This window comes from Paenibacillus sp. Cedars, from assembly GCF_003184205.1.
In the GTDB taxonomy this organism is placed as follows: domain Bacteria; phylum Bacillota; class Bacilli; order Paenibacillales; family Paenibacillaceae; genus Paenibacillus_AQ; species Paenibacillus_AQ glucanolyticus.
Genome location: NZ_CP020866.1, coordinates 3,090,971 through 3,114,198, shown reverse-complemented (window position 1 = coordinate 3,114,198; position 23,228 = coordinate 3,090,971). Strand labels below are relative to the sequence as shown.

The window sequence follows — 23,228 nt, the reverse complement described above, 5'->3', positions numbered from 1 at the left end:
ATCAAGCTGCTAATGGAAGGAATATTGTTCCGATAGGTACACTATGGTAACATCGGATTAAGAGTCGATCGGTTGTCATCTGGCCGGTTAACCACATGCAGATTTGGAGCCTACATAAATGGGAACACCTTACTCGGCTATCATTACCCTTATTGTCGCTGCAGGCGTATTGAATATTATTATGAGTCTGTACGCGCTGTCGGGACGTTCGAAGCTGGCAACAGTCAAAACCTTCTTTGTCTTCAGTATGATGGCGGCGATTTATACGTTTGGTGCTGCTCTGGAGTTGGCAAGCGATTCGCTTCAGGAAATTCAATTCTGGATCAAGATTGAATACTTGGGCATGCCATTTCTGCCACCCCTTAATCTGTTAATCATTCTGTCCTATCTGGGCATGGAACGATATTTGAGGCGTGATCTGCAGATTGCCATGTTTGCCATTCCCGTCGTGACGATGCTGCTGGTCATGACAAACGAATGGCATCATCTTTATTACCGAGATATCGTGCTCCGCACAGGTATCTCCGGCCTGAAGGTGGATGTGATCGCAGGGCCTTGGTATATCATCCAGGGCGCATATACTTTCGCTTGTTTGATCGGTGGAGTGATACTGCTGCTGCGCAGCTGGCGCAGGATGCCATCCTACCGGTTACAGCTTGGCACCATGCTCATCGGTCTTATCCTGCCCTTGATCGGCGATTTCCTCTATCTTGGCGGTCTTACGCCAGATGGAATAGATCCGATTCCGGTCATCATGACCGTAACTTCCGCACTGTATCTCTGGGCGCTCACCTCTAAAGGCTTGTTTCATGTAGCGCCGATTGCAAGGGACAATCTTTTTGCGAGTATGCGTGACGGTGTGCTCGTATTGGATCTGGACAGCAGATTGGTTGATTTCAATCCTGCGGCAGCATCCATGATGCCTGAACTTAGTGCATCAGCAATCGGCGAGCCTTTACATGATTTATGGCAGCATCACGCAACCGTGGAGCCGGTCTTCTGTTTGGAGGACAGCAGAGTCAGCGACAATGGAGATGCGGATATTCAGGAAATCCAGTGGCAGGTCGGGGGCAAAATGTTCAAGTACCAGATCAGGTCTTCCATTGTACGCAATCAGCGGGGACGGGAGGCCGGACGACTCATTGTCCTCATCGACGTCACGGAAAGGGCGCGGCTCCAGGAGGAGCTCCTGCAGATGGCATATTATGATGGACTAACCCAAATTTATAATCGGGCACACTTCATGAAGCTGAGTCGAGCGATCCTGAGCCGTGCTGTCCTCCATCGGGAGCCATTGGCTTTCCTGCTGTTTGATATCGATTATTTTAAGCGGATTAACGATGTGTTTGGCCATGATATTGGCGATCAGGCGCTGCTGCATGTAGTTATGGTGACCCGGAAGGCACTTCGTCCTGAGGATTTATTCGCCCGTTATGGCGGAGAGGAGTTTGCTATCGCAATGCCGGATATGACACCGTCTGAGGCTGAAGCGGCAGCACAGCGTATTCGTACTAAACTCGTGGCGCAGCCGTTGGTTACACCGGAAGGTCCGCTGCAGATTACAGCCAGCTTTGGCATCGCCTCGGTGAACTCAAGCTCTAGGAGCCGCTCTGGGACCGAGAATGAAGAAGACGGCGGTTCAGAAGCGGTAAGAACGGTTGCTCCATTTAACCTGCAGCGGTCCGTGGAGCTTGAACCTATAGCGACTGATGGCGAAGCAGAGATATGGTGGGATTCAGAGTTGAAGAGACTCTTGAAAATGGCCGACCGGGCGCTCTATGAAGCGAAGCGTTCCGGCCGTGACACGATTCGGGTAGCGGATGAAGAATCATAGCGGATAAGAGTTGTAATTCTGGACAAGAGAGACTGGGCGGTTTATGTTTATAATAGCTTTGGCTATATAATAGAAGAAATACTTGCAAGAATATCATCAAAGGGGAGAATAATACATGCAATGGAATGAAATCACGACACTGGAAGAATGGAATGCGATTCTGGAGAAATCCTCAGAGCGCGGTCAAGTTATTTTGAAGCACAGTACAACTTGTCCGGTTAGCTCCAATGCTCTTGCGGAATACGATTCTTATTTGAAAAAGACACCGAATGGTGATGTCGATTATACTCTGGTTAAAGTCATCGAATCCCGCCCGGTTTCCAATAAAATTGCCGAAGATCTGAACGTAAAGCACGAGTCGCCACAAATTATCTGTGTGAAGGACAAGGCCAAGTATTGGACGGCTTCGCACTGGGCGATTACGACCGAGCATATAACCGCTGTATTGGACTAAATAAGAAGGGCGATACTCCAGAGTCACCATGACTTGTCGGAGTATCGCCCTTCTTCTTGCCTCATGCGCTCAGGAAGAAGATTTGCTGCGTGCGGTGGAACTGAGATGTTGGATCTGCTCTTCCAATACCGTGCTTGCTTTGCCTAGGAATTGTGTAATGAGGTCAAGCTCCTCTTCCGTATAACTGGAAGCCAGATCCATCATGGACGTATAAAGCTTCAGATAAGTTTCGCTGACGTCTTCTTTATCTTCATATAAGGGAACAATAATCACTTTACGGCGGTCTTTGGGATCATTTTCCCTGCGAACATACCCGCTTTTTTCTAACCTGTCAATTAATGCAGTTACGCTGCCTGTCGTAAGCCCGGTTAGTTTGGAGAGTTCCCCGGCTGTAATGGGGCCTTTTTCATGAAGGATATCGATGGAGATAAAGTCATTATTGTATAACCCGAGGGAGGAAGCTACCTGCTGCTGGTACAGTACCGTTCGGGTTCCGAGTCTCCGCATGCGCAAGGTGAGATTTTCCTGCAGATCTGTTGGTTGATCTTGCTGTTTGCTTGACAAAAGCCCGAGGCCTCCTTCTTAAATGTGGGTATCTTGATTATAAAGATATTCGTTAGGTTACTCAATATGTAAACTTTAAGATATTAATCCCATATGTATACAACCACCACATATCCATGGTTTTTGTGGTGGTTTTTTGTATGCAGGAATTGCGATTGAAGCTTTGTTAGCACAGATTTGCAGGTAGGGTAAACGTTTTAACGATATTGGAGTTTAGAGAATCGGTAGGGTTTGTGATATTAATGATAATGACAATGAATCCGATCATTAGTAATAAGAGTCTCAGATATATATCTAAATAATATTGACCATTGGTATATTTATACATTAAATTATAGATCTGGGGGGGATCTTATTGGAACCTACAGACAACAAGACGATTAGTGCAGAATTATTAAGATATTTAAAGCAAGAGAATCTGACAATCTCCTTCTTTGCAGATAAATCGGGAATCAACTCGGGAACACTCAGCAGAATCATAAATGGACAGCAAACGATTTCTGTATCAAGTCTTGATTTAATAACCAAGGCTATGAATCTTGAAAAAGGATATTTTTATTCATTATATGCGACAGAAAGTTGCAGCTTGTCTTCACTTGACTGGCGACGGCTTGGGCCTTTTATCCAGAGTTGCGCCGAGCTCGGGAAATTACAAATTGTAGACCAAGTCGTCAGCCTCATGATGGACAGTCTTAGTTATGCATCGCATCTTTTTGATTGTGCAGAACATTTATTTGAAGAAGGTTATAAAGATGCTGCAGTGATTATCTACCGGAAAGTGGCTGAAAGTGAAAGGTACCAGCATGCTGAGAGATTAGCCTTATGCCAGTACAGAATCTTTACATGCTCATTAACTAAGAATCAAGAGCATAATTTAGAGTGCGCTTTACAACTTGAATCTTACATTTTACGCTTAGGAGAAGCTGAGCAACTTGATGCCTTAAAGGATCTCGCGAATTTATTTTTATCTTTACGAAAATGGACAAAAGCAAGATATTATGCAAAATTGATGGGTCATGTTTCAAAAAATCTATATGAACAGAAAGTAAACCGAAAGAGCCAGAGAAAGAAGACCATAGAGCCTGCAAAGCCACTATTTGGTTACATTTTATATGCAAACTTAATGCTAGGGGCTATCTCAGCCGAAGATGCTGATTATGAAAAAGCTCTGTATTACGTTTCCTCTTATGAAGATCTTAGCTGGGTTGTAGAAACGGATGAAGAATCTGAGCAAACCAAGAAACAATTCAAGGACTGGGCCATTGGAAACAAGTATCTCTACCAGTTAATGTCTGGGAATACGGATGTATTGGAAGAGTACGTAGATTATGTTTCGGTTCGCAAGAACGAGGTGCTGATGGCCTTATTTAAAATTGTTCAAGCCGCAAATATTTATCGATTCGATATCGATAAATATCTTGAACGGTTCAAGAACATCATCATGGATCAGCTCGAAAGAAGTGAGAATGTTGGAAGTTATACGACTCAATTTTTTGATGATCGCTTTGCAAACTTTTTGACAGATGTAGGTTTATATTATCTCCGAAGAAATAATATTCATAATGGCGTTCGATATATATTGGATAGTTTGGCAGTTTCATATAAAATCAATAATACAGCAAATATCGTAAGGTGCTGCAGCACAATCGAGAAAATTCGATCCCAAATAGATTATTCTGATCTTCAAAAATACGCTGCATTCATGAAGGAGGTCTACGATCAAGATGAAGAAAAAGTTAGTGTCACTGTTGTTAATTGCTAGTCTGGTCATTGTTACATTACCCAATGTTATGATTTCAGGGAATGAAGCGAGTCCGATTATTAAGAAGCCTTATACTGCTGCAAGTCCACAGCATGGTGAAGGCGGCTGGTAATACTTAATATTCGTCTATCGAGCATATGCAGGCTATAAAAGGAAAATTGAAAAGAGGATTCCATTCCAAGATTGTAATCCAACACCCGGGACCGCGTATATCGCGGTCTTTTTCTGTTTGCCAGGCAGACGGAGACAGCATGGTTATTTTGAAATAGGAATATCTATAAAATTCGAACCGTTGTCGAAAATAACACTTTTTTTGTAAGTTTATATTACTAAAGTATTAAGATTTTACGCATATAAGCCGATTATTATAGTACAAAAGATGTAAGGTTTATGAGTTTATACGGTAGTTCTGTCTATTGAACGGATTTTTCACTTAACACAAATAATGAGTGAAATGTGCAAAGCCAGAAGAACATTGGAGGGAAGTGATCTTTACATATGACCTTTTATGAAAAATGTAATCAATTCATGAAAAGCACCGAAATTATTCACGATGTCTAGGAAAGTAGGTGGTGAAAAAGCCTGATAGAGAAAGCCCTAGCCAAATGAAATACATAAGAGATATCAAAGGAGAGACACCGAGTGAGCAAGCCTAAAACGTTCTCAAAAGGATTGAGATTTAAGAATCTTAGTATCGTTACAAGAAATATGTTATGGACGAGTCTCTATATTATTATCACGGGTGCAATCGTTATTGGTTCCAGCTTTTATATTCAGGACAACGTGCTGACTAAGCAGCTCCAGTCAGATTCGGGTAAAATCATGGGCACCTTGGTCAATAAGGTTTCAGTTGAGGATGCAGTGGCGGTAAAAGGGGCAACGGACCGTAATGCCGATATCCAGAAGAAATTAATTAGCATTTTCGACGAATTATCTGTACTTTACCCGAACGTTGCGCAGGGCTATATTTTTGGACCGGAGTTAGAGGATGGCAACAAAACTTCGATAGTGGCTATGCCGACAGCGGTTCTCGACATGTTTGCCGAAGAGAATCTGAACCTTGGTGATTTATACGAACAGCCTAAAATCCATGCTGATGCCGTCAGAGAAATGCTGGAGACGAAAAAGCTCGTTCATACCAAAGCGTACACAGACAATTACGGTACCTGGATCACCGTGCTCCATCCTTTCCTGAGCGCCGACGGCGAGGTTTTCGCTTACATGGGTATCGACGTGGATGCAAGCCTGATCTCATCCGGTAAACAGGAATTAATAACGAGAACGGTCATGGCTTTGCTTATTACCTTGCTTGTTGTGTTAGCTTTACAGTATTTTACGATCAGACGCACCTTCGCTCCGATTCAAGCGCTGATGGGGGCGTTGGACAAGCTGAGCAAAGGCGATTTCACCGTCAAACTGCAAGCCGGAGACGATGAATTGGGGCAAGTGAATGCCAAGTTCAACACCACGGTCAGTCATATCAACGAACTCGTGACAACGATCAAATCCGTATCTGAGCAATCCGCCGAGCAATCCAAGTTCCTCTTCTCCGCTGTGGAGGTCAATAATAACAACTCTTCCGTCATCACCAAGAATATGGAGGAGATGTCTGAACGAGTAGCGCTGCAGAGCACGTCCATTACCGAGAGCGTGGTTTCGCTCGAAGAAATTTCGTCAGGGGTGTCGACCATTGCCGGCAATACGTCGGATCTCTCCGAAATCTCCTTGCAGATGAAGGAACAGTCGGAGCGAGGCAATCAAAATGTAGAGCAGGTTATCGAGCAGATGAATTCGATCGATCATTCGGTCAAAAATTCAGTCCAAATCATTGAGAAGCTGCAAAACCGCTCACATGAGATTGGTCAGATCGTTCAGGTTATCACCGAAATATCTTCGCAGACGAATTTGCTATCACTCAATGCAGGTATTGAGGCGGCAAGAGCGGGTGAAGAGGGGCGCGGCTTTGCGGTTGTAGCGAACGAAGTGAAGAAGCTGTCAGAAGAATCCAGAAAATCGGCAGACCAGATCATCGAGCTGGTCCGTTACATTCAGGAGGAAACGGCATTTGCGGTAGAAGCCATCAGCGAAGGCGAGCATAACGTCGCCAAGGGAATTGAAGTTGTTAAAGAAACCGGCGAGCTGTTTAAAGGAATGCTGCTTGCAACCGACACGGTGACCAGCCAGATCCAAGAGGTGTCTGCCGCTACCCAGGAGATGGTTGCCGAGACCGAACAGATAACCGCTGCCATTAAACAGTTGGCTGAGCTCGCAGAGCGAAACTCGTCTGTGTCCGGCGAGATCCGGATCAGTGCTCAAGAACAGCAGGCGTCCTTTACTAAAATCTTCGAGTCTGCCGAGCAGATCAATCAGGTATCCGCTGAGCTGGAGGTCCTTGTTAACAAATTGCGTGTATAGTGTGATGTAACAGAAAATGTAGAGAAAAAGATGGAGCTGAAACCTTTTGAATACAACATTGATGATCGAACAAGGCAAAGAATATTGGTTGAACGAACTGCAGCTACCTTTACCGGGATTCTATCTGTACACTGATGGTCCAGCGCATCTTCAGCAGCATGAGCTCAATCGCATGGCGATTCATCTTCATATCGAGACCGATAAGATGAGGCTGCTTCGTGATTCTTACAACATCAACACATGGATGCTGACAAGCTATGCGGTTTTTCTATATCGAATGACCCACGATACCGATTTACTGATCGGCGTAAACAATCGGAAGGGGAATCTGCTTCCGCTCAGGATCAACCTAAGCGGGAGTGATACATTTACACAAGTTTATAAACAGATCTCAGCCAAAATGGAGCAGATTGAGCTTTCCGATCTATCACTTCAGGAAATAGAAGGGCTGCACGGTCAGCCGATCAGCCTACAAACGGTTTATGGCCATGCTCATACTCAGGGCCACAGCTGGCTGAACTGGATGGTTCATGAGGAGACCATGAATCAGTGGATACTGCATGTTTCCTATGCTCGGGCATTGTATCAAGAAGAGACGATCCTAAAATTCAGCAGGCATTTCGAGCAGCTTGCCAGCGCTGCTATTGATGATATGGATATGCCGATAAGTCAATTGCCTATGCTGACTGAAGAGGATTGGAACGCCTATACCATTCTCAATGATACGAAGAGGGATCTTCCGGATAACCCGACCATTGTAGCCATGCTGGCTTCCATTGTGGAGAGATTTCCGAAGAGGATCGCATTGTCTTCCGATCAGGAGCAAATGACGTATGAACGGCTTGACCATGTCTCGAATCAAATTGCCCATATGCTCATAAGCAAGGGTCTGCGTAAAGGCCAGTTTGTGTCCATCTTTATGAAAAGAGGGCTGGATACGATCGTCAGCATGCTTGGCGTTCTCAAAGCCGGCGGTGCCTACATCCCGCTTGATCCTTCGCATCCTGATGAAAGAAATGCTTATATTATCGAAGATACCAAGTCGGCTATCATTCTGACGCATCAGAACTTTACAGCCAAGCTGGATGGATTATTGGCTGGATTTAATTTGAAGCCGGAATTCTTCTGTTTGGATGACCAGTTCCTTCAGTATCCAACCGATTCCTGCGGCGTCCAGGTTGAAGCTGAAGATTTGGCGTACATCATCTATACATCGGGTTCTACAGGCAAACCGAAGGGCGCACTAATCGCCCACCAGGGCGTTGTGAACCTGGCGCTGGCCAATCAAGAGAAATTACAGATGGATGAACGGGACGTTATTCTGCAGTATTCTACATTCAGCTTTGACGCGTCGGTATATGATATTTTTGGGTCGCTGGCTTGTGGTTCCAGACTGCACCTGCTGTCCGATGAGCAGCGTTTCTCCATCGATGCCTTCACAGAGGCAGTGGAAAATACGAGTGCCACGCGTGTAGCGATACTGCCCACCGTATTTTTCAATCAATTGGCGGCCTATTTGCCTCTGGAGGAGATTCAGAAGTATCGTAACATTAAGAGCATCGTGGTCGGCGGCGAGGCTTTGGCCGGGGAAACTGTTCGGATGTTCCAGAAGAAACTCCAGATTCCTATTGTGAATCTATACGGTCCTACTGAAATTACGGTAGTGGCAACAGGACATATCGTGGATTATCCAGTCCCTGATGATTTGGCTACCGTGTATATTGGGACGCCGTTTGCGAACTATGAATTGTATATCGTGAATGAACACAACGCATTATGTCCAACCTGTGTAACCGGCGAACTGCTTATCAGCTCGGTAGGCGTAGCCAAAGGGTATTTAAATCAGCCCGAGAAGACAAAGGAAGCCTTCATTCAGGATCCGATAACGCCGGAATCCGGAAAGCAGTTTTACCGTTCTGGCGATTTGGTCCGCCTGCTGCCGAATGGACAAGTGGAATACCGGGGAAGAAAAGATTCCCAGGTGAAGATCAGAGGTTTCCGTATTGAGATCGGTGAAATCGAGGATAACCTGGCTAAACACGAATCGGTGAAGGACATCGCGGTTATCCCGAGAACGGATGAAGACGGAACTAAGATATTGGCGGCTTTCTATACATCGAATGATGGACAGGCAGCTTCCGCTAAAGAGCTGGCGCAGTTCTTAGGTCAGAAGGTGCCAAGTTATATGGTTCCTAAGTATATGTGTTTTCTGGATGAGATGCCGTTATCCCCGACAGGTAAAATCGACCGTAAGAAACTTGCGTTATACGAGTTGTCGATGGATCTGGAAGCGGATGATTCCCAGTATGAAGCACCGGTTAATGAAATACAGCTGAACGTGAGTGCTGCCTGGGAAAAAGCGCTCGGCCAAACCAAAATCAGCATCCACGACGATTTCTTCGATATTGGCGGATATTCATTGAAAATACTGGAGATTCTGGTGCAACTCAAACCGCATTATCCCCATTTAAAAATCAATGACTTCTTTGTCTATCCGACGATTGCTAAATTATCGGAGAGAATTGAGGAATTGGGCAGCGCAGAGACCCCAGCTGAACTTATGGACATTTCAGGTCAGCCCATTCAGGATTTGGCTGAGTATCCGCTCGCTTTCCCTATTCGTAATGCTTCCATAGGCTGCGAGTACACCCAGCAGCACATACTGCTGACCGGCGCGACAGGATATCTGGGCTCACATCTACTGCATGAGTTATTGCGTCAATCCACTGCAACCGTGTATTGCCTGGTTCGTCCTTCGCAGCATATGGAACCTTACGCCCGCCTTGAGCAGATCATGACCGGCTATTTCGGAGAAGGCGTTAAGTCATTGATGGATAAACGGGTTGTGGCTATTCAGGGAGATTTGGAACAAGAACATCTTGGCCTGCGCATAGAAGATTGGGTATGGGCACAGCAGCACATCGATTCCATTATCCACTGCGGAGCAGAAGTGAAGCATTTTGGCGACTCCGACTATTTTGCCAGAGTCAATGTAGAGAGTACGGATCGTCTATTGACATTAGCTCAGAGCAGACCTCACATCCGCTTCCATTTTATATCTACGCTCGGTATCCCTGAGGATTTGGCACTTGGTGGCCAGTGGGATGCTATCGTTGCAGGATCAGGATATGAAGAGTCGTATATCGAGAATGTCTACACGAACAGCAAACTCGAAGCAGAGAAGCTGGTCATCAAAGCGGGTATGGAGAGAGGGATTGCGGCAGCCGTTTATAGAGTCGGTAACTTGTCCTGTAACTCCGAGAGCGGTATGTTCCAAAAGAATATCGACAACAATGCTTTTTACCGAATGCTCAAAGGTATGCTGCTCTTAAAGAAAGCACCTGACGTGCAGTGGCAAGTGGATATTACGCCGATTAATTATGCAGGAGAAGCCATTACCGCGTTGGTTCTGCAGCAGGAAACCGTCGGGCGAGTATTCCATATCTGCAATCCGGTCGCTATCCCTTATGAGGAGATGGTGGAGCACTTTAAGGCCATTGGCTATGATATTTCCCTGATGCATTGGAAGGAATATGAGACATGGCTATTGGATCCACAGCAGCCGAAAGACAAGGAAGGCCTGGAACTGGCAATGGCACAGTTTGAAGGTGATGGGGCGAAGAATTCTGTTTATCGGTATACTTGTCCTCAAACGACGGAGTTCCTGTTACAATCCGGAGTGAAATGCGCTGTGCCAGATCAGCAGTTCTTCAGAAAAATGGTAAATTATGCTTCTGATATCGGATATTTTGTTAAGCCCTAGTATGTAGATACATCCAAGAAAGGAACCGCGAATCCTCTTCGCGGTTCCTTTCTTGATAATATACAAACAGATTGAACGTTTCGACATTTTCCGTGATAATGGAGCTATGTAAACGATGCCACGAAATAAAGGAATGATTCGATGAACTCTTCGTCACAGCCTAATCTCATTACCAAGTTGATCCAGCATACTGCGAAGCTACCAGAACGGCACGGATCGGCAGCCAGTTAGAAATTTTACTTCTCTTGGGACAGGCCTACGCATTACAAGAACTTCCGGATTCTTCCTTGAGTGCTATCGGGAGGGCCATATTGATCGGGCGACCGAGGATTATGTCCGTATCTTTATAGATGAAGGCCGCCCCATGCTCCAATTGCTTCAGTAGTGGACAAAACAGTTTCAGGGAGATCATAAATCGTATGAGTTTGGTTACGCCAATCATTTGCTGGATACGTTTAAACGTGATCCGGAATGCGATGATTTCAAGTCAGTCCATGACCCGGGAGCGGTTATTTCCGAGATTCACTTCACCAAGCGGGAACTGGAATTGCTAGTCCTCATAATGGAAGGAAGCTCCAATGAGGAAATTGCCCAAATGCTCATGATCTCAACCGAAACCGTGAAACGATACATTCATAATATTTATCAAAAGTTAGAGGTTAAAAACAGGGTGCAGGCTGTCAAGAAAATTAAGGAGAACCACTTGATCCGAAGATGTCTTTTATGATGCGAGTATGGTACGATCATACTGATTTTATCCAGTAACGATGAGGTGGCTCATGAGTAACGAACAATGGAAGCAGGCTGAAACCGCATTATCTCGAATGGAGGTTATTAAAAGCGGAGACAATGATCCTGTGACGATTGAAGGAGAATCGGACGATCTGCGCTGTATCGGAATAGGTACAGATGCCGCTGTATTTGTCTACGAACCCTTGCCTTCTTACGCATACAAATTGTATGCAAGTCAGGCGCTTCCCAAGAAGGAAGCGGAGATTGAAGTTTATCATAAGCTTACGGGCAACCCCTATTTTCCGGTGTTTTATGGAGCAGGTGAGCGCTATGTCGTGATTAGCCATGAATCGGGGTTAACCCTGTATGACTGTTTGCTCTATGGTGTATCTATCCCTAAGCAGGCAATTGATGACGTCGAAGCAGCTCGAGCTTTTGTCCGGGACAAAGGTCTTAACCCACGCGATATTCACTTAAAGAATGTATTGCTGCAGGAGGGGAGAGGCAAAGTGCTCGACGTGTCAGAGTATATTCAGGACGGGAACGACAAGAGGTGGGAGCATCTCGTATGGGCGTACGACAATGTCTACCCGCTGCTGGAAGGCAAGAAGCTGCCGCTTTGGGTACTGGAGGCTGTAAAAAACGGATATTACCGTCTGGATCCATCCAGCGTAAATATGCAGGAATTTGCGGATCGAATTGGCAGATTGTTTTTCAGAAAATAACCATGCTAATTCTTATTGTTCATATGGAAACAAACGAATGGGGAGTCGTGTATTTAACGGCTCCCATTCATTTTCTACTAAAGCCATTTAGATGAAGATCATATATTTTGCATATATTTTAAGAAAGCATAGGTTTGATATTCAGTAACCCTAAATCAACGGATGTCTCGATATAACCAATGATCTGATCAAGCGTAAAGACCTGAAGGCTTTCGTTTAAAACTTCTCTATCGTACTCCATATCGCCTAATACATAGGGAATGAATTCTTCCACATCACTCGACTTGACTTCTTCCAAATCAAGTATGGCAGAAGGATACCGGAGTATGCTGCCCAATTTATCAGTAAAACCGTAATATTCTAATAATTTTCCATTCAGTACATGAAAATCATGATGGTATAAACGATATAATTCCGTATTGGCTTCCATTCGGTTTCTCAACCAGGGGAGATTAAAGCCCTTCAGCCAGATATCATCCGCAATTAAATGTGTAAAATATCCGAGTATATAGGGGCTGTCTGCTTGCTTGCGATATTTATGCAGAAACCCTTTATAATCAATGTGTCTTGAATGATCCAGTACCTCACCTCGAAAGAAATGCGACAAGTCTTTAGGTGAGACGGCGTCCGGAGCAACGCTTCCAAGTAAGAATGCTGTTCTCTCTCCTATCGAAAGGATATCTGCCATTCGATTAGCAATGATCAAGTGCATAATTCTCGAACCCATAGCACTCTCACCCTTTCATAATCTATTTACTGTGCGGCTCTCTTAGCTAGGACATCCGAGCGTTGAAGATACAAGTTAGAACATACTCCAATCGAGCTCTCGGGAGATCGTCTGCAGCAGGTGGACACCGGCGTAGCTGTTGCCCTTATCGTTAAGTGCCGGGCCTACAACGCCAATGCCATAACGTTCTGGAACCAGGGTTAATATACCGCCCGAGACACCGCTCTTGGCCGGCAATCCGACCTGGATGGCGAACTCCCCGGATGCGTTGTACATTCCGCACGTTGTCATGAACGTCTTGGCGATTTGGACGTATCTTCGAGGGATTAGTTGCTTGCCCGTCAGCGGATTCGTACCATTGGAAGCCAGCACCAACGCCATTCTGGCCAAATCGGCGCAATCGACAACAATCGAGCAGTGACGAAAGTACACATCCAGCACCTCTTCAACATCCCCACTGAGAACCCCGTTCTCCTTCAAGAAAAATGAGATGGAACGGTTCAGATTGCCGGTATCCGATTCCGAACGGTATACCCCCATGTCATAGTCCAGGCGGTCGTTTCCCGCAAGATCCTTAAAAAAATGAAGGATCCGCTCGGATTTCTCCTCCGGACTGCTTCCGCGGATCAAGGAAGAAACCGTAATCGCACCCGCGTTAATCATCGGATTGAACGGAATGCCTGGTCTCACTAACTCCAGCTTCAGCATGGAATTGAAGTTATCTCCTGTCGGCTCCATGCCGACCTTGCTGAACACTTCATCTTCGCCATTGTCCATCAGAGCCAATATCAGCGTAAACACTTTGGAGATGCTCTGCATCGTAAAGCGCAGCCCGCAATCTCCAGCGGAGGCGGATTCTCCAGTTGCACTCAACAGGGTAATGCCTAAGGCGTTATGGGGAGCTTTAGACAGCTCCGGGATATAGGAGGCGACGTTGCCTCTCGTAGCACAGGGCAAGCTTGTCTCCAGCCAGCGGGGCAGCTGCTGCCGGATGGATTTCATTTCGGGCGATGCCATAAAGTAAGCTCCTTCCTGGAATTCAGAAAATCAAACCAACTTGTTTCTAACGCTCATTTTTCGGAGCTCGTGCAATCATCACCCGATTCACAGCTGTTCAGGATTAGTCGAGATTATTCTATCCGATCGATTCATCATTCATCAACTGTTTTATTATTCGATTTTCAATGTAGAACATTATGATAAAATGAGTCTTAGAAAGAAGAGGTGCAGTAAGCTTAACGTGCCTCTAGAGGACGCTTCCTTTAAGGATCTCGAGCAGGATCATGAGCTACTCCAAGCTGTTGATTACTTATATCAAAGGTTTCAGGATATCGCTCCAGATAGCTTGAAGCGAATCAGTATGTTCATCCGATCGAATCATGAGGACTTTGTCTTGATCGTAGAAGAGTAACGCTGATGTTAGGCATACAGAATTCATATAACGCTGCAACCCGCATAGAACCATACCCTGTGCGGGTTTTTTCGTTAGGTCTGAAGCCTTATATCGTTGAAAGTGTTTGCCCTCACTTTGTTAAGCTTTATGTAAGGTTCGTATAAATATAGTGTAAGGTTCGCCATCTATAATTACATCTGTGCTTAACAATCCACGACTTGAAGGAGAACGTTAGATGACAACTATTTTACAAGCCAAACATGTAGGAAAAACATTCGGATTAAAAGGAAATCAATATACAGCATTGCAGGATATTAATCTTGAGATTCAAGAAGGCGAGTTTGTTGGCATTATGGGTCCTTCCGGGGCAGGCAAATCGACGCTGCTGAATATTTTTTCAACCATTGATACGCCGTCAGCGGGCGAGATCACGATTGCCGGTCAGAATATCGTGACGATGAACGAAGAGCAGCTATCAGATTTTCGCCGGAATAAACTCGGATTTATCTTTCAGGATTATAACTTGCTGGATACACTCACGGTCAAAGAAAATATATTGCTGCCCTTGGCCTTGTCCAAGGTACCCGCAGCCGAGATTGAACGGAGGGTGAACGAAATCGCCGATACGTTCGGCATTCGCGAGATATTAAATAAGTACCCGTACCATATATCAGGCGGTCAGAAGCAGCGAACCGCAGCTTCGCGCGCCATCGTTGCAAATCCTAGCTTAATATTGGCAGACGAACCGACAGGGGCGCTTGATTCCAAATCGGCAACGAGCTTGCTGCAAAGCTTAAGCAAGCTTAATGAGCTTCATCATTCCACGATCATGATGGTCACTCATGATGCTTATGCGGCAAGCTACTGCAAACGCGTCATTTTCATTAAGGACGGTCAATTGTATCAGGAACTTCATAAAGAGAATCCACTGCGCAAAGTGTTTTTTGAACAGATTCTGGAGGTACTGGCTGCACTCGGGGGTGAGCATGATGACGTTGTTTAGCATCGCGAGAAAAAACATCCGCAAGAACTTCACCCATTATTTTCTGTACTTCGCATCGATGATCTTTAGTATAGTCATCTACTTCACATTTGTTTCATTAAAATACGACCATACGATTCAATCCGCATCGGAGGCCTCCACGAAAATCAGCTCAGCCTTTAGCGCAGCCGCAGTGGTGCTTATTATTTTCGTGGCTATCTTTATCTGGTATTCGAACTCATTCTTTACGCGCAAGCGCAAGAAGGAAGTAGGGCTGTATTCTTTGCTCGGTGTGCGCAAGAAACAGATCGGGCGCATGTTATTTTATGAAAATTTTCTAATGGGTGCTCTGGCGTTATTAATAGGAATTGCACTTGGTTCCGTGCTCGCTAGGTTCTTCGTATCACTCTTGATGAAGATAATGGGTTACGATGCGGTTTCGAATTTCTCGATCTCGCCTGCCGCGATCCTCAACACAGCTATTGTGTTCATGATCATAACCCTCATTACTTCACTGCAAGGTTACCGCTTGATTTACCGCTTCAAGTTAATTGAATTGTTTCATGCGGATCAGCAGGGGGAGCAAGAACCGAAAGCGTCATGGATCACGGCATTGCTGTCTCTGGTGTTAATCGGTACCGGATACTGGCTTGCCCTGCAGAACCTGCTGCAATCCAGCGTATGGGCTAAACTCGGATACATGCTCACCCCGCTCGTGATTCTGGTCACGGTCATTATTGGAACGTATTTCTTGTTCAGTACCTTGACCGTTACGCTGTTGAGACTATCCAGAAGAAATAAGAAGCGGTACTGGAACGGGATGAATATCATCGGCATATCCCAGCTTCTATACCGGATTAAAGGCAATGCACGTACGCTTACGATTATAGCGGTGCTCAGTGCTACAACACTGACTGCTGTAGGAACGGCCTATAGCTTCTATTACAGCAATGCAAGCAACGCGCTGCAAGCGAACCCAAACAGCATGATGTTTATCAGTGGGGACAACAGTACAACGAAGCGGGTTGACGAGATGATATCTTCGTCCCCGGACCATAAGCTGTTGTATCACACTACCGTTCCGGTCATTGAAGTGGATGCGGATGTCAGCGGTCTTGGTGATCTGTTTGCTGGTGATATGCAGACATATACCGTGATTTCTAACCGTGATTTTAATGAGCTCGCGAAATTGCAGGGCAGTGAAGACACCATCGAATTAAAGGGGAATGAGGCTGCTGCACTGGACCCTGTTTATTATGAAGGCATCTCACCCAAGTATGTGGGAGCGGAAGTTCAACTTGAGCAGAACAAGCTCCGGGAGAATATCACCTTTACGGAATTGAAGAAATACAGTGTGCTGAATCCGGCGACCGTCTATTCCAGCATTGTTGTAAGTGATGAGCTGTTCTCCCAATTGGAACGGCAGACCCAATCCATTCAGTTAGAAGCTTACGGGATCACGAATCAGGATAAAGCGAAGCAGTTGACGGCGGGTATCGAGGCGATATTGCCGGATAGCGCATCACTGTCCAGCTATTATCGCGATTATGCCAGAGGCATGGAGTCTACGGGACTGTTGATTTTTATGGGAGGATTCCTTGGACTCGTCTTCTTGACGGCGACGGGCAGCATCATTTACTTCAAGCAGTTAACGGAAGCGAATTCGGATAAGGCGAGGTATCAGATTCTGAACAAAATCGGAGTGCATAAACGAGAGGTCAGAAAAACGATTGCCCAGCAGGTGATGTTTATTTTTGCTCTGCCGCTGATAGCCGGCATAACCCACTGTGCTATCGCGCTGTCCGCATTGTCCAAGCTGCTCCATATGAATATTGTGATTCCGGTTGTGATTTGCATGGGCGTATATACGTGTATTTATCTGGTCTACTACGTTATCACTGTGAATGCCTACTATAAAATCGTAACCAAAAATAAATAAACTTAAATTGCAGAGGAGAATAACCATGAAAAAAGTGATGATTTTCGGAGGCATTTTAGCAGCACTTCTCATTGGATTTATCATTTTTATTCAAAATGTGAACATCAACCGTCTGGGTACGGACCAATATTATGTGCAAATCCAAGAGGGCACCCGAGTGGAAGATAAGTCAGATGATGGTAAGAAGTATATTTATTATGAATATACCCTGGAAGGATTTGATAAAGAGGGAGCAGCCAAAACGCTAACCTTTACGGCGCAAAAAGAGCTCCGCAAGGAAGCTTATCTGCGAGTGTATGTTAAAAAATCGGGTGTTGGCTCCTATCAGGAAGTACAGGCTAACGAGCTGCCGGAACAAGCCAGGGCAAAGCTTGAAATGTTAGAGAAATAAGACCGTAAAGAATTCAAAACTCAGAGGAGAGAACCATATGAACCCATCCAGAGAAGCTATATCAACCTTATTCAAAAAAACAGTTTTCAGCTCGCTTGCACTGATCTTGACAGCATGCCCGCTCATCAACGCGGGCAGCGCTGCGGCGGGCGCAGCGCTTGTTCCGACGATTTCACAGCGTGCAGCGAATGTGGAGGCTCAAGCGCCTGTTCAATACCAAATTCAAGCCCGGTTGAATGAGAAGAAAATGACGATGCAGGGGAGTGAATGGATTACTTATCGGAACACAAGCAAGGATACATTGAAGCAATTGGTTTTTCATACTTATGCCGATGCCAACCGCTCGAAGTCTACTCAGACAACCATGTTCAAGCGATCCAATGAAGAAATCAGCAGTAACAACCCGGACAAGAAGCCGGAAGACTTTCTTGGTGGCATTGATATTGAAGGAGTGACGGCAAACGGCCAAGCTCTTGAGTTCAGGAACAAAGACCAGGCCCTGACGGTGCAATTGAAGCATCCCATTCAGCCGGGAGAATCAGTCTCGGTTCAGATTGACTTCAATCTGAAAATACCTTACGGTTCACAGCGCTTGTCGTATTATAAAGATATCATTAACGGAGCTCACGGGTTCCCGGTCATGTCTGTCTATGACGAGGACAAGCATCAGTGGAATACAGCTCCTTACAGCCGTACATTCGAGACGGATTATTACACCTCGGCAGACTATGAGGTTTCGCTAAACGTTCCCGACGATTATCAGGTAGCGATGCCCGGCACGATCTCGGTACGAAATGATGTGGTGAACGGACGCAAAGTGGTGTCCACTGAGGCCCGGAATACAAGAGAGTTCGTATTTTTTGCCAGTCCGAATTTCAAAGTGGACAGTGTTACCCGTGATGGTCTTACGGTGGAATATTATTATTTTGACAACCAGCCAGAGAAGAATAAGCTTGTTGAACGATACATGGATGAGGCATTCAAAGCCATTGATTTTTTCAGTGATAAATACGGTGTTTATCCCTACCCTGAGTTTCGGATTGTCGAATCGTACGTGGAGGGTGTGGCAGTCGAGTACGCACGGGTGATTCAAATGGGGCAGATCAAACGTAATGCCGATCCCGCACAAGACACCGTCTTCGTTCATGAAATCGCACATCAATGGTTCCATGCGTTGATCGGAAATGATTCCGAGACCGAATCCTTCCTGGACGAAGGATTTGCGGACTTTTCCAAGGTATATTTCGCTGAGAAGCAGGGAGATAAGATGAATGGCTTTAAATCCATTCAATTTGACGACTCCTCCATCGATCGCGCCATAGCGTCAACCAATGAAGAGGTGGGAGACTGGGCCAGTCCGGTTTATTATGATAAAGGCCGTCAAGCGATATATCAATTGTACCGAACCGTCGGAGAAGCGAAGTTTGATGAATTTATGAGAGAATATTTCACCCGCTATGTGTATCAGAATGCTACAATGAACGGACTGCTTCAAACCATTGAAGATGTGCTTGGCGAAGAAGCGCGTAATGAAATGAGAACGGCTCTGTATGAACCGAATTTTAAACTGAAGACCGAATATCAAATGTCGGATAAGGAGAAATCTGCATATCTGCACGATCAGTTCCAACTGTTGTATCAATCATCCTTAACCCAGATTCCGGGTTTGGCTTACGAGACCATGAGCCGCGTGATCGACAAAGCGCTTCAGGGTGAAGCGTTAACCATTGTTCTCAGCGATCAAGCAAACAAGTCAGCAAGCAAGCAGCAGGAAGATATGGTAAACCAATTGACGATGTTTCTGGATTTAAGCGGAGTCGACTATGACGTAATCAGGGATCGTCAGATGCTGAAGAGGAAAATGAAGAAGGAACTGGGGACCAGCAACCTGATTGTGATCGGCAATGAGAAGACAAACGGTTTTGTGCAGGCTTTAAGATCCAGCATCATCGAACGGGCCAACAAAATAGGGTTTGCATGGAAAGCGAATATGAATCAACCTTCAGCCGCCGGTGCCTACATTATCAAACATCCATATAATCAGAATCGCTTGATGCTGCACTTCTTCTGGAATGGAGATCAGGTAGCCGACGGAGGATTTGAATCTTACCTGATGAAGATGCAGGAATCCATCGGATTCACGAGTGCTTATTATCAGTATTACGTGTTGGACAAGACGGGCAAGGTGATGTCGGATAAAAAAGTGGAGAACCCTCTTTCCCAATTTTTCGCGGAGGAGTAAGCTGGAGGTTCGGGATCGATTCCTTGGAGCCGCCGCTTGGGTATAGCGGCTTTTAAGGTGGGAAAGATGTTGTTTATAGCAGGGGGTGAACGAAATGGGATTTGATCAGAAGGTACTGATCGTTGATGATGAAGCCGATATTGTCAGACTGCTTCAGACTGTCTTGGTCAAGGAAGGCATAGATCAGGTATATACAGCAGCTACTGCGGAAGCGGCGTGGGATGAGTTCCAGAGATGCCAGCCCGACATCGTCATTTTGGATATCATGCTTCCGGACGGAGAAGGTTACGAGGTATGCAAGAAAATCCGTGCTGTCTCCAATGTCCCCATATTTTTCTTATCCGCCAAGGCGGAGGAGATTGATAAAATCTTGGGTTTTGCCATCGGTGGCGACGATTATATCACCAAACCGTTTAGTCCTAAGGAAGTGGCTTATCGGATTAAGGCACGTTTCCGAAGGGCTGATTATGTTCAACTGGAGGATAAGGCTAATCGTCTCATTAAAGTAGGTCCTTTTGAGTTAGATGAGGAGAAGGTGGAGCTGAGGAAGAATGGCAAGGTCATTCCGCTTAAACCGAAGGAGCTGGGATTGTTGACACTGCTGCTTAAACATCCGGGTCAGATCATCAGTAAGGAAAGCCTGTATGATCAGGTATGGGGTGAGGAATTCTTCGGATTTGATAATACGGTCATGGTGCACGTAAGGAGGCTGCGGGAGAAAATAGAAGATGATCCTTCAGCACCCCGATATTTGCTGACGGTAAAGGGTCTCGGATATAAGCTTGTCGCAGAGGATGAATAGGGTATGAAATGGAGGTTGACCGGCAGGTATCTGTTCTCCGTTGTTCTGATTGTCGTTATCGTCATTATTATGAATATCATGGTGGTACTCGGGTTATTTGTCTTGCAGGCGATGAACGAGGATTTCTCGCTAGCTGAGAGTGAAACCTCTGCAGAGGCAATAGCCCGATCCTTTAAGGAACATATCCTTATAGCAGAATCAGGTCCGTCAGTTACCGAAAGAGGCAAGGAGATACTTCGGGATAATCAGGCGTGGGTACAAATATTAGATGAGAACGGCAGGGAAATCTATCGGTATCTCGCACCCGAAGCGGCCAGAACAAAATATACCCCCATCGATATCGTGCAGATCTATAAGTATGTCGAGAAGGAAGTTCTCTCCACCGTCTTCATTGGCGAGAAAAAAGTGCCGAACCATCGATACAGCTACTTGGTAGGTTTCACGACTCCATACCTGGAGCGGCAAGTATTAACCTTCGATTCCCGTAATCTAGGACAGGTGCTGAAGGTGTTTAGCCTGACAATCATCGCGGTTGATGGAATTATCGCCTTATGCATCGCTTATATTTTTAGCAAACGGTTGACCAAACCACTGCATATTCTGATAGACAGCATCAAGAGCCTGGCTAACAAGAATTACAACGTCTACCATAGACCTAAAGGGGTATACAAGGACGTCTTCTCCAACATCAATCATCTGTCTCAGGAACTGAAATCAAGCGAAATGGAAAGAAAGAAATTGGATGCCATGAAGGAAGAATGGATTGGTAATATCTCGCATGATATCAAAACACCTCTCGCTTCGATACAAGGGTATGCCGAGATGATGAAGGATCCGGAGTATCAGTTCTCCGTCGATGAGATGAGGGATTACGCCGAGATCATTGAACGCAAATCCATCTACTTGAAAGACGTCATTGAGGATTTGAATCTGTCCACGCGATTAAAGAATAGGGAGCTGACGTTGAACAAAAACAATATCAATATCGTGCGTCTGGTTCGAAATGTTGTAATTGATACACTCAATGATGCTCGATATTCCAATCGAACCATCGATTTTCAGTGCAGTGACGAGTTCATATCCATCGAGGTTGATGGTATTCTGATTCGCAGAGCCATAAGCAACCTGATCTACAATGCTATCGTCCACAATGAAGAACATATCGTCATTAAGGTCCGGGTGGAGAAGAATGGGCTTCATACCCTGATCCGTGTTGAAGACAATGGGAAGGGCATTAAGCAGGAGGAGCTTGGGCGAATATTCGATCGGTATTTCCGGGGAACGAATACAGGTGAATTGCACAAAGGATCAGGCCTCGGCATGGCGATAACGCATGATATTATTATTGCGCATGGAGGAGATATCCAGGTCAAGAGTGAGGTCGGTCAAGGCACCACGATTGAAATCCGGCTATAGGATTAATTAAATGCAAGCGGGTTATCCTAACAACAAGGATAGGCAGCGAATCGCGAAGCGAGCGCAAAGAGCGCTGGTAAAGGATTCATGAACGGCATATTAACTAACCGCGAGAAATCGCGGTATTTTTGTGTTGGTGAACTTAAGGGATTTTTAATATTTTTCACACTTTTTCTTAACAAATGGTCTCTAATCTCTAATCAATGGGAGGAACAGACAGCAGAGGGAGATAGAAATTAAGAGGCTTCACAACTGGTTGATCTTTCGTGAGGGCAAATAACATTGGGTATTGTCAAACTGTACGACTTAGACCAGAATTATAATGGTATTAGCTTTATGATGGAGGCGTTGAAGTTAGCAGCACACTATGCTTGTTATGGTTTGAGTTAATAAATACGTATTGAACGTCAGGTCAGGAGAAATAAGAAAATGAATAAGAAGATATTGATCGTCGAAGACGATATTCACATTTCCAATATCATTAAAATGAATCTCAACATCGTGAACTATGCGACCACGGAGGTATATGATGGATTGGCGGCGCTGGAGGCAATAGAACGTGAGACGTTTGATCTCATTCTGTTAGACGTTATGATTCCCAAGATAGATGGTTTTGAATTGATGTCAAAAATCCAACGCCATCGTATACCCGTTATTTTCCTTACCGCAAAAAACTCGGTATACGACAAAGTCACCGGACTCAAATTAGGGGCGGATGATTACATGGTCAAGCCTTTTGAGGCGATCGAGCTCTTGGCCCGTATTGAAACTGTGCTACGCAGATACGGCAAAGAAGAATCCATGATGCAATTTCAAGACGTTCAAGTCAACATGGACAAAAGGGAAGTGACCATCCATAGCCAACCTGTAGAGCTGACACCGAAGGAATACGATTTGTTAGTTGTGTTGCTGAAAAATAAGAATATCGCCCTCTCACGAGAGCAATTTCTCGATAAAGTATGGGGCGGCGACTATTTCGGTGAAACAAGAACGGTCGATATGCATATCAAATCGCTGCGCAAAAAGCTTCATTTGCAGGAAAATATCAAAACCATATACAAAATCGGCTACCGGCTGGAGGATTGAT

18 protein-coding genes are annotated in these 23,228 nt (G+C 45.3%); 15 read left to right on the top strand and 3 right to left on the bottom strand.

Features of this window, described 5'->3' with window-relative positions:
- The first annotated feature begins 118 nt into the window (after window positions 1–118).
- Complete coding sequence (locus B9D94_RS15865; protein WP_063479386.1) at window positions 119–1,834, top strand: histidine kinase N-terminal 7TM domain-containing diguanylate cyclase; 1,716 nt, start codon at window positions 119–121, stop codon at window positions 1,832–1,834.
- Between the two features lie 115 nt (window positions 1,835–1,949).
- On the top strand, window positions 1,950–2,288 hold the full coding sequence (gene ytxJ / locus B9D94_RS15860) for a bacillithiol system redox-active protein YtxJ (RefSeq protein WP_006209993.1): 339 nt from the start codon (window positions 1,950–1,952) through the stop codon (window positions 2,286–2,288).
- Window positions 2,289–2,357: 69 nt separating this feature from the next.
- On the opposite strand, the gene B9D94_RS15855 is transcribed toward ytxJ, so the two are convergent.
- Window positions 2,358–2,795 carry a MarR family winged helix-turn-helix transcriptional regulator gene (locus B9D94_RS15855; RefSeq protein WP_231888119.1) on the bottom strand — a complete coding sequence of 146 codons (438 nt, stop codon included), beginning with the start codon at window positions 2,793–2,795 and terminating at the stop codon, window positions 2,358–2,360.
- Window positions 2,796–3,207: 412 nt separating this feature from the next.
- On the opposite strand from B9D94_RS15855, the gene B9D94_RS15850 reads away from it, so the two are divergent.
- From B9D94_RS15850 to B9D94_RS15830, 6 genes are all read left to right on the top strand, one after another.
- Window positions 3,208–4,614, top strand: a complete 1,407-nt coding sequence (locus B9D94_RS15850) for a helix-turn-helix domain-containing protein (RefSeq protein WP_006209996.1) — start codon at window positions 3,208–3,210, stop codon at window positions 4,612–4,614.
- A complete protein-coding gene (locus B9D94_RS31015; protein WP_155984630.1) occupies window positions 4,577–4,726 on the top strand; it encodes a hypothetical protein in 150 nt (49 codons plus the stop codon). The genes B9D94_RS15850 and B9D94_RS31015 overlap by 38 nt, the downstream gene beginning before the upstream one ends.
- Window positions 4,727–5,256: 530 nt before the next feature.
- Window positions 5,257–7,029: a methyl-accepting chemotaxis protein gene (locus B9D94_RS15845; protein WP_006209997.1), complete on the top strand. Its 1,773-nt coding sequence runs from the start codon at window positions 5,257–5,259 to the stop codon at window positions 7,027–7,029.
- Between the two features lie 46 nt (window positions 7,030–7,075).
- Complete coding sequence (locus tag B9D94_RS15840) at window positions 7,076–10,792, top strand: non-ribosomal peptide synthetase family protein (protein ID WP_148247464.1); 3,717 nt, start codon at window positions 7,076–7,078, stop codon at window positions 10,790–10,792.
- 562 nt (window positions 10,793–11,354) lie between these two features.
- Window positions 11,355–11,519: a helix-turn-helix transcriptional regulator gene (locus B9D94_RS31910; protein WP_367613826.1), complete on the top strand. Its 165-nt coding sequence runs from the start codon at window positions 11,355–11,357 to the stop codon at window positions 11,517–11,519.
- 52 nt (window positions 11,520–11,571) lie between these two features.
- On the top strand, window positions 11,572–12,249 hold the full coding sequence (locus B9D94_RS15830; protein WP_148247462.1) for a protein kinase family protein: 678 nt from the start codon (window positions 11,572–11,574) through the stop codon (window positions 12,247–12,249).
- Window positions 12,250–12,367: 118 nt separating this feature from the next.
- Here B9D94_RS15830 and B9D94_RS15825 read toward each other — a convergent pair whose 3' ends face one another.
- The gene (locus B9D94_RS15825; RefSeq protein ID WP_148247461.1) at window positions 12,368–12,976 is read right to left on the bottom strand and encodes a zinc dependent phospholipase C family protein; all 609 of its coding nucleotides are present in this window, start codon (window positions 12,974–12,976) and stop codon (window positions 12,368–12,370) included.
- 75 nt (window positions 12,977–13,051) lie between these two features.
- Window positions 13,052–13,993, bottom strand: coding sequence for a glutaminase A (gene glsA / locus B9D94_RS15820; protein WP_006210002.1), 942 nt, complete (start codon window positions 13,991–13,993; stop codon window positions 13,052–13,054).
- A gap of 611 nt (window positions 13,994–14,604) precedes the next feature.
- Between glsA and B9D94_RS15815 the strand changes: the two genes are divergently transcribed.
- From B9D94_RS15815 to B9D94_RS15785, 7 genes are all read left to right on the top strand, one after another.
- Window positions 14,605–15,372 carry an ABC transporter ATP-binding protein gene (locus tag B9D94_RS15815; RefSeq protein ID WP_036642733.1) on the top strand — a complete coding sequence of 256 codons (768 nt, stop codon included), beginning with the start codon at window positions 14,605–14,607 and terminating at the stop codon, window positions 15,370–15,372.
- Window positions 15,359–17,290, top strand: coding sequence for an ABC transporter permease (locus tag B9D94_RS15810; protein ID WP_036642732.1), 1,932 nt, complete (start codon window positions 15,359–15,361; stop codon window positions 17,288–17,290). Before B9D94_RS15815 ends, B9D94_RS15810 begins: the two co-directional genes overlap by 14 nt.
- Window positions 17,291–17,315: 25 nt before the next feature.
- Entirely contained in the window at window positions 17,316–17,681 is a 366-nt protein-coding gene (locus tag B9D94_RS15805; protein WP_006210006.1) for a YxeA family protein, read from the top strand.
- Window positions 17,682–17,718: 37 nt separating this feature from the next.
- Entirely contained in the window at window positions 17,719–19,923 is a 2,205-nt protein-coding gene (locus B9D94_RS15800) for a M1 family metallopeptidase (RefSeq protein ID WP_148247460.1), read from the top strand.
- A 94-nt stretch (window positions 19,924–20,017) separates the two neighbouring features.
- Window positions 20,018–20,725, top strand: a complete 708-nt coding sequence (locus B9D94_RS15795; protein ID WP_148247459.1) for a response regulator transcription factor — start codon at window positions 20,018–20,020, stop codon at window positions 20,723–20,725.
- Window positions 20,726–20,728: 3 nt separating this feature from the next.
- Window positions 20,729–22,141, top strand: a complete 1,413-nt coding sequence (locus B9D94_RS15790; protein ID WP_148247458.1) for a sensor histidine kinase — start codon at window positions 20,729–20,731, stop codon at window positions 22,139–22,141.
- A gap of 429 nt (window positions 22,142–22,570) precedes the next feature.
- Complete coding sequence (locus tag B9D94_RS15785; RefSeq protein WP_006210011.1) at window positions 22,571–23,227, top strand: response regulator transcription factor; 657 nt, start codon at window positions 22,571–22,573, stop codon at window positions 23,225–23,227.
- Window position 23,228 lies beyond the last annotated feature (1 nt).

Coding starts and splice junctions, on each gene's coding strand:
- B9D94_RS31015 (WP_155984630.1), top strand. CDS start 4,577: ATGAAGAAAAAGTTAGTGTCACTGTTGTTAATTGCTAGTCTGGTCATT.
- B9D94_RS15785 (WP_006210011.1), top strand. CDS start 22,571: ATGAATAAGAAGATATTGATCGTCGAAGACGATATTCACATTTCCAAT.
- B9D94_RS15830 (WP_148247462.1), top strand. CDS start 11,572: ATGAGTAACGAACAATGGAAGCAGGCTGAAACCGCATTATCTCGAATG.
- glsA (WP_006210002.1), bottom strand. CDS start 13,993: ATGGCATCGCCCGAAATGAAATCCATCCGGCAGCAGCTGCCCCGCTGG.
- B9D94_RS15855 (WP_231888119.1), bottom strand. CDS start 2,795: ATGCGGAGACTCGGAACCCGAACGGTACTGTACCAGCAGCAGGTAGCT.
- B9D94_RS15825 (WP_148247461.1), bottom strand. CDS start 12,976: ATGGGTTCGAGAATTATGCACTTGATCATTGCTAATCGAATGGCAGAT.
- B9D94_RS15800 (WP_148247460.1), top strand. CDS start 17,719: ATGAACCCATCCAGAGAAGCTATATCAACCTTATTCAAAAAAACAGTT.
- B9D94_RS15805 (WP_006210006.1), top strand. CDS start 17,316: ATGAAAAAAGTGATGATTTTCGGAGGCATTTTAGCAGCACTTCTCATT.
- B9D94_RS15790 (WP_148247458.1), top strand. CDS start 20,729: ATGAAATGGAGGTTGACCGGCAGGTATCTGTTCTCCGTTGTTCTGATT.
- B9D94_RS15810 (WP_036642732.1), top strand. CDS start 15,359: ATGACGTTGTTTAGCATCGCGAGAAAAAACATCCGCAAGAACTTCACC.
- B9D94_RS15795 (WP_148247459.1), top strand. CDS start 20,018: ATGGGATTTGATCAGAAGGTACTGATCGTTGATGATGAAGCCGATATT.
- B9D94_RS31910 (WP_367613826.1), top strand. CDS start 11,355: ATGGAAGGAAGCTCCAATGAGGAAATTGCCCAAATGCTCATGATCTCA.
- B9D94_RS15865 (WP_063479386.1), top strand. CDS start 119: ATGGGAACACCTTACTCGGCTATCATTACCCTTATTGTCGCTGCAGGC.
- B9D94_RS15815 (WP_036642733.1), top strand. CDS start 14,605: ATGACAACTATTTTACAAGCCAAACATGTAGGAAAAACATTCGGATTA.
- ytxJ (WP_006209993.1), top strand. CDS start 1,950: ATGCAATGGAATGAAATCACGACACTGGAAGAATGGAATGCGATTCTG.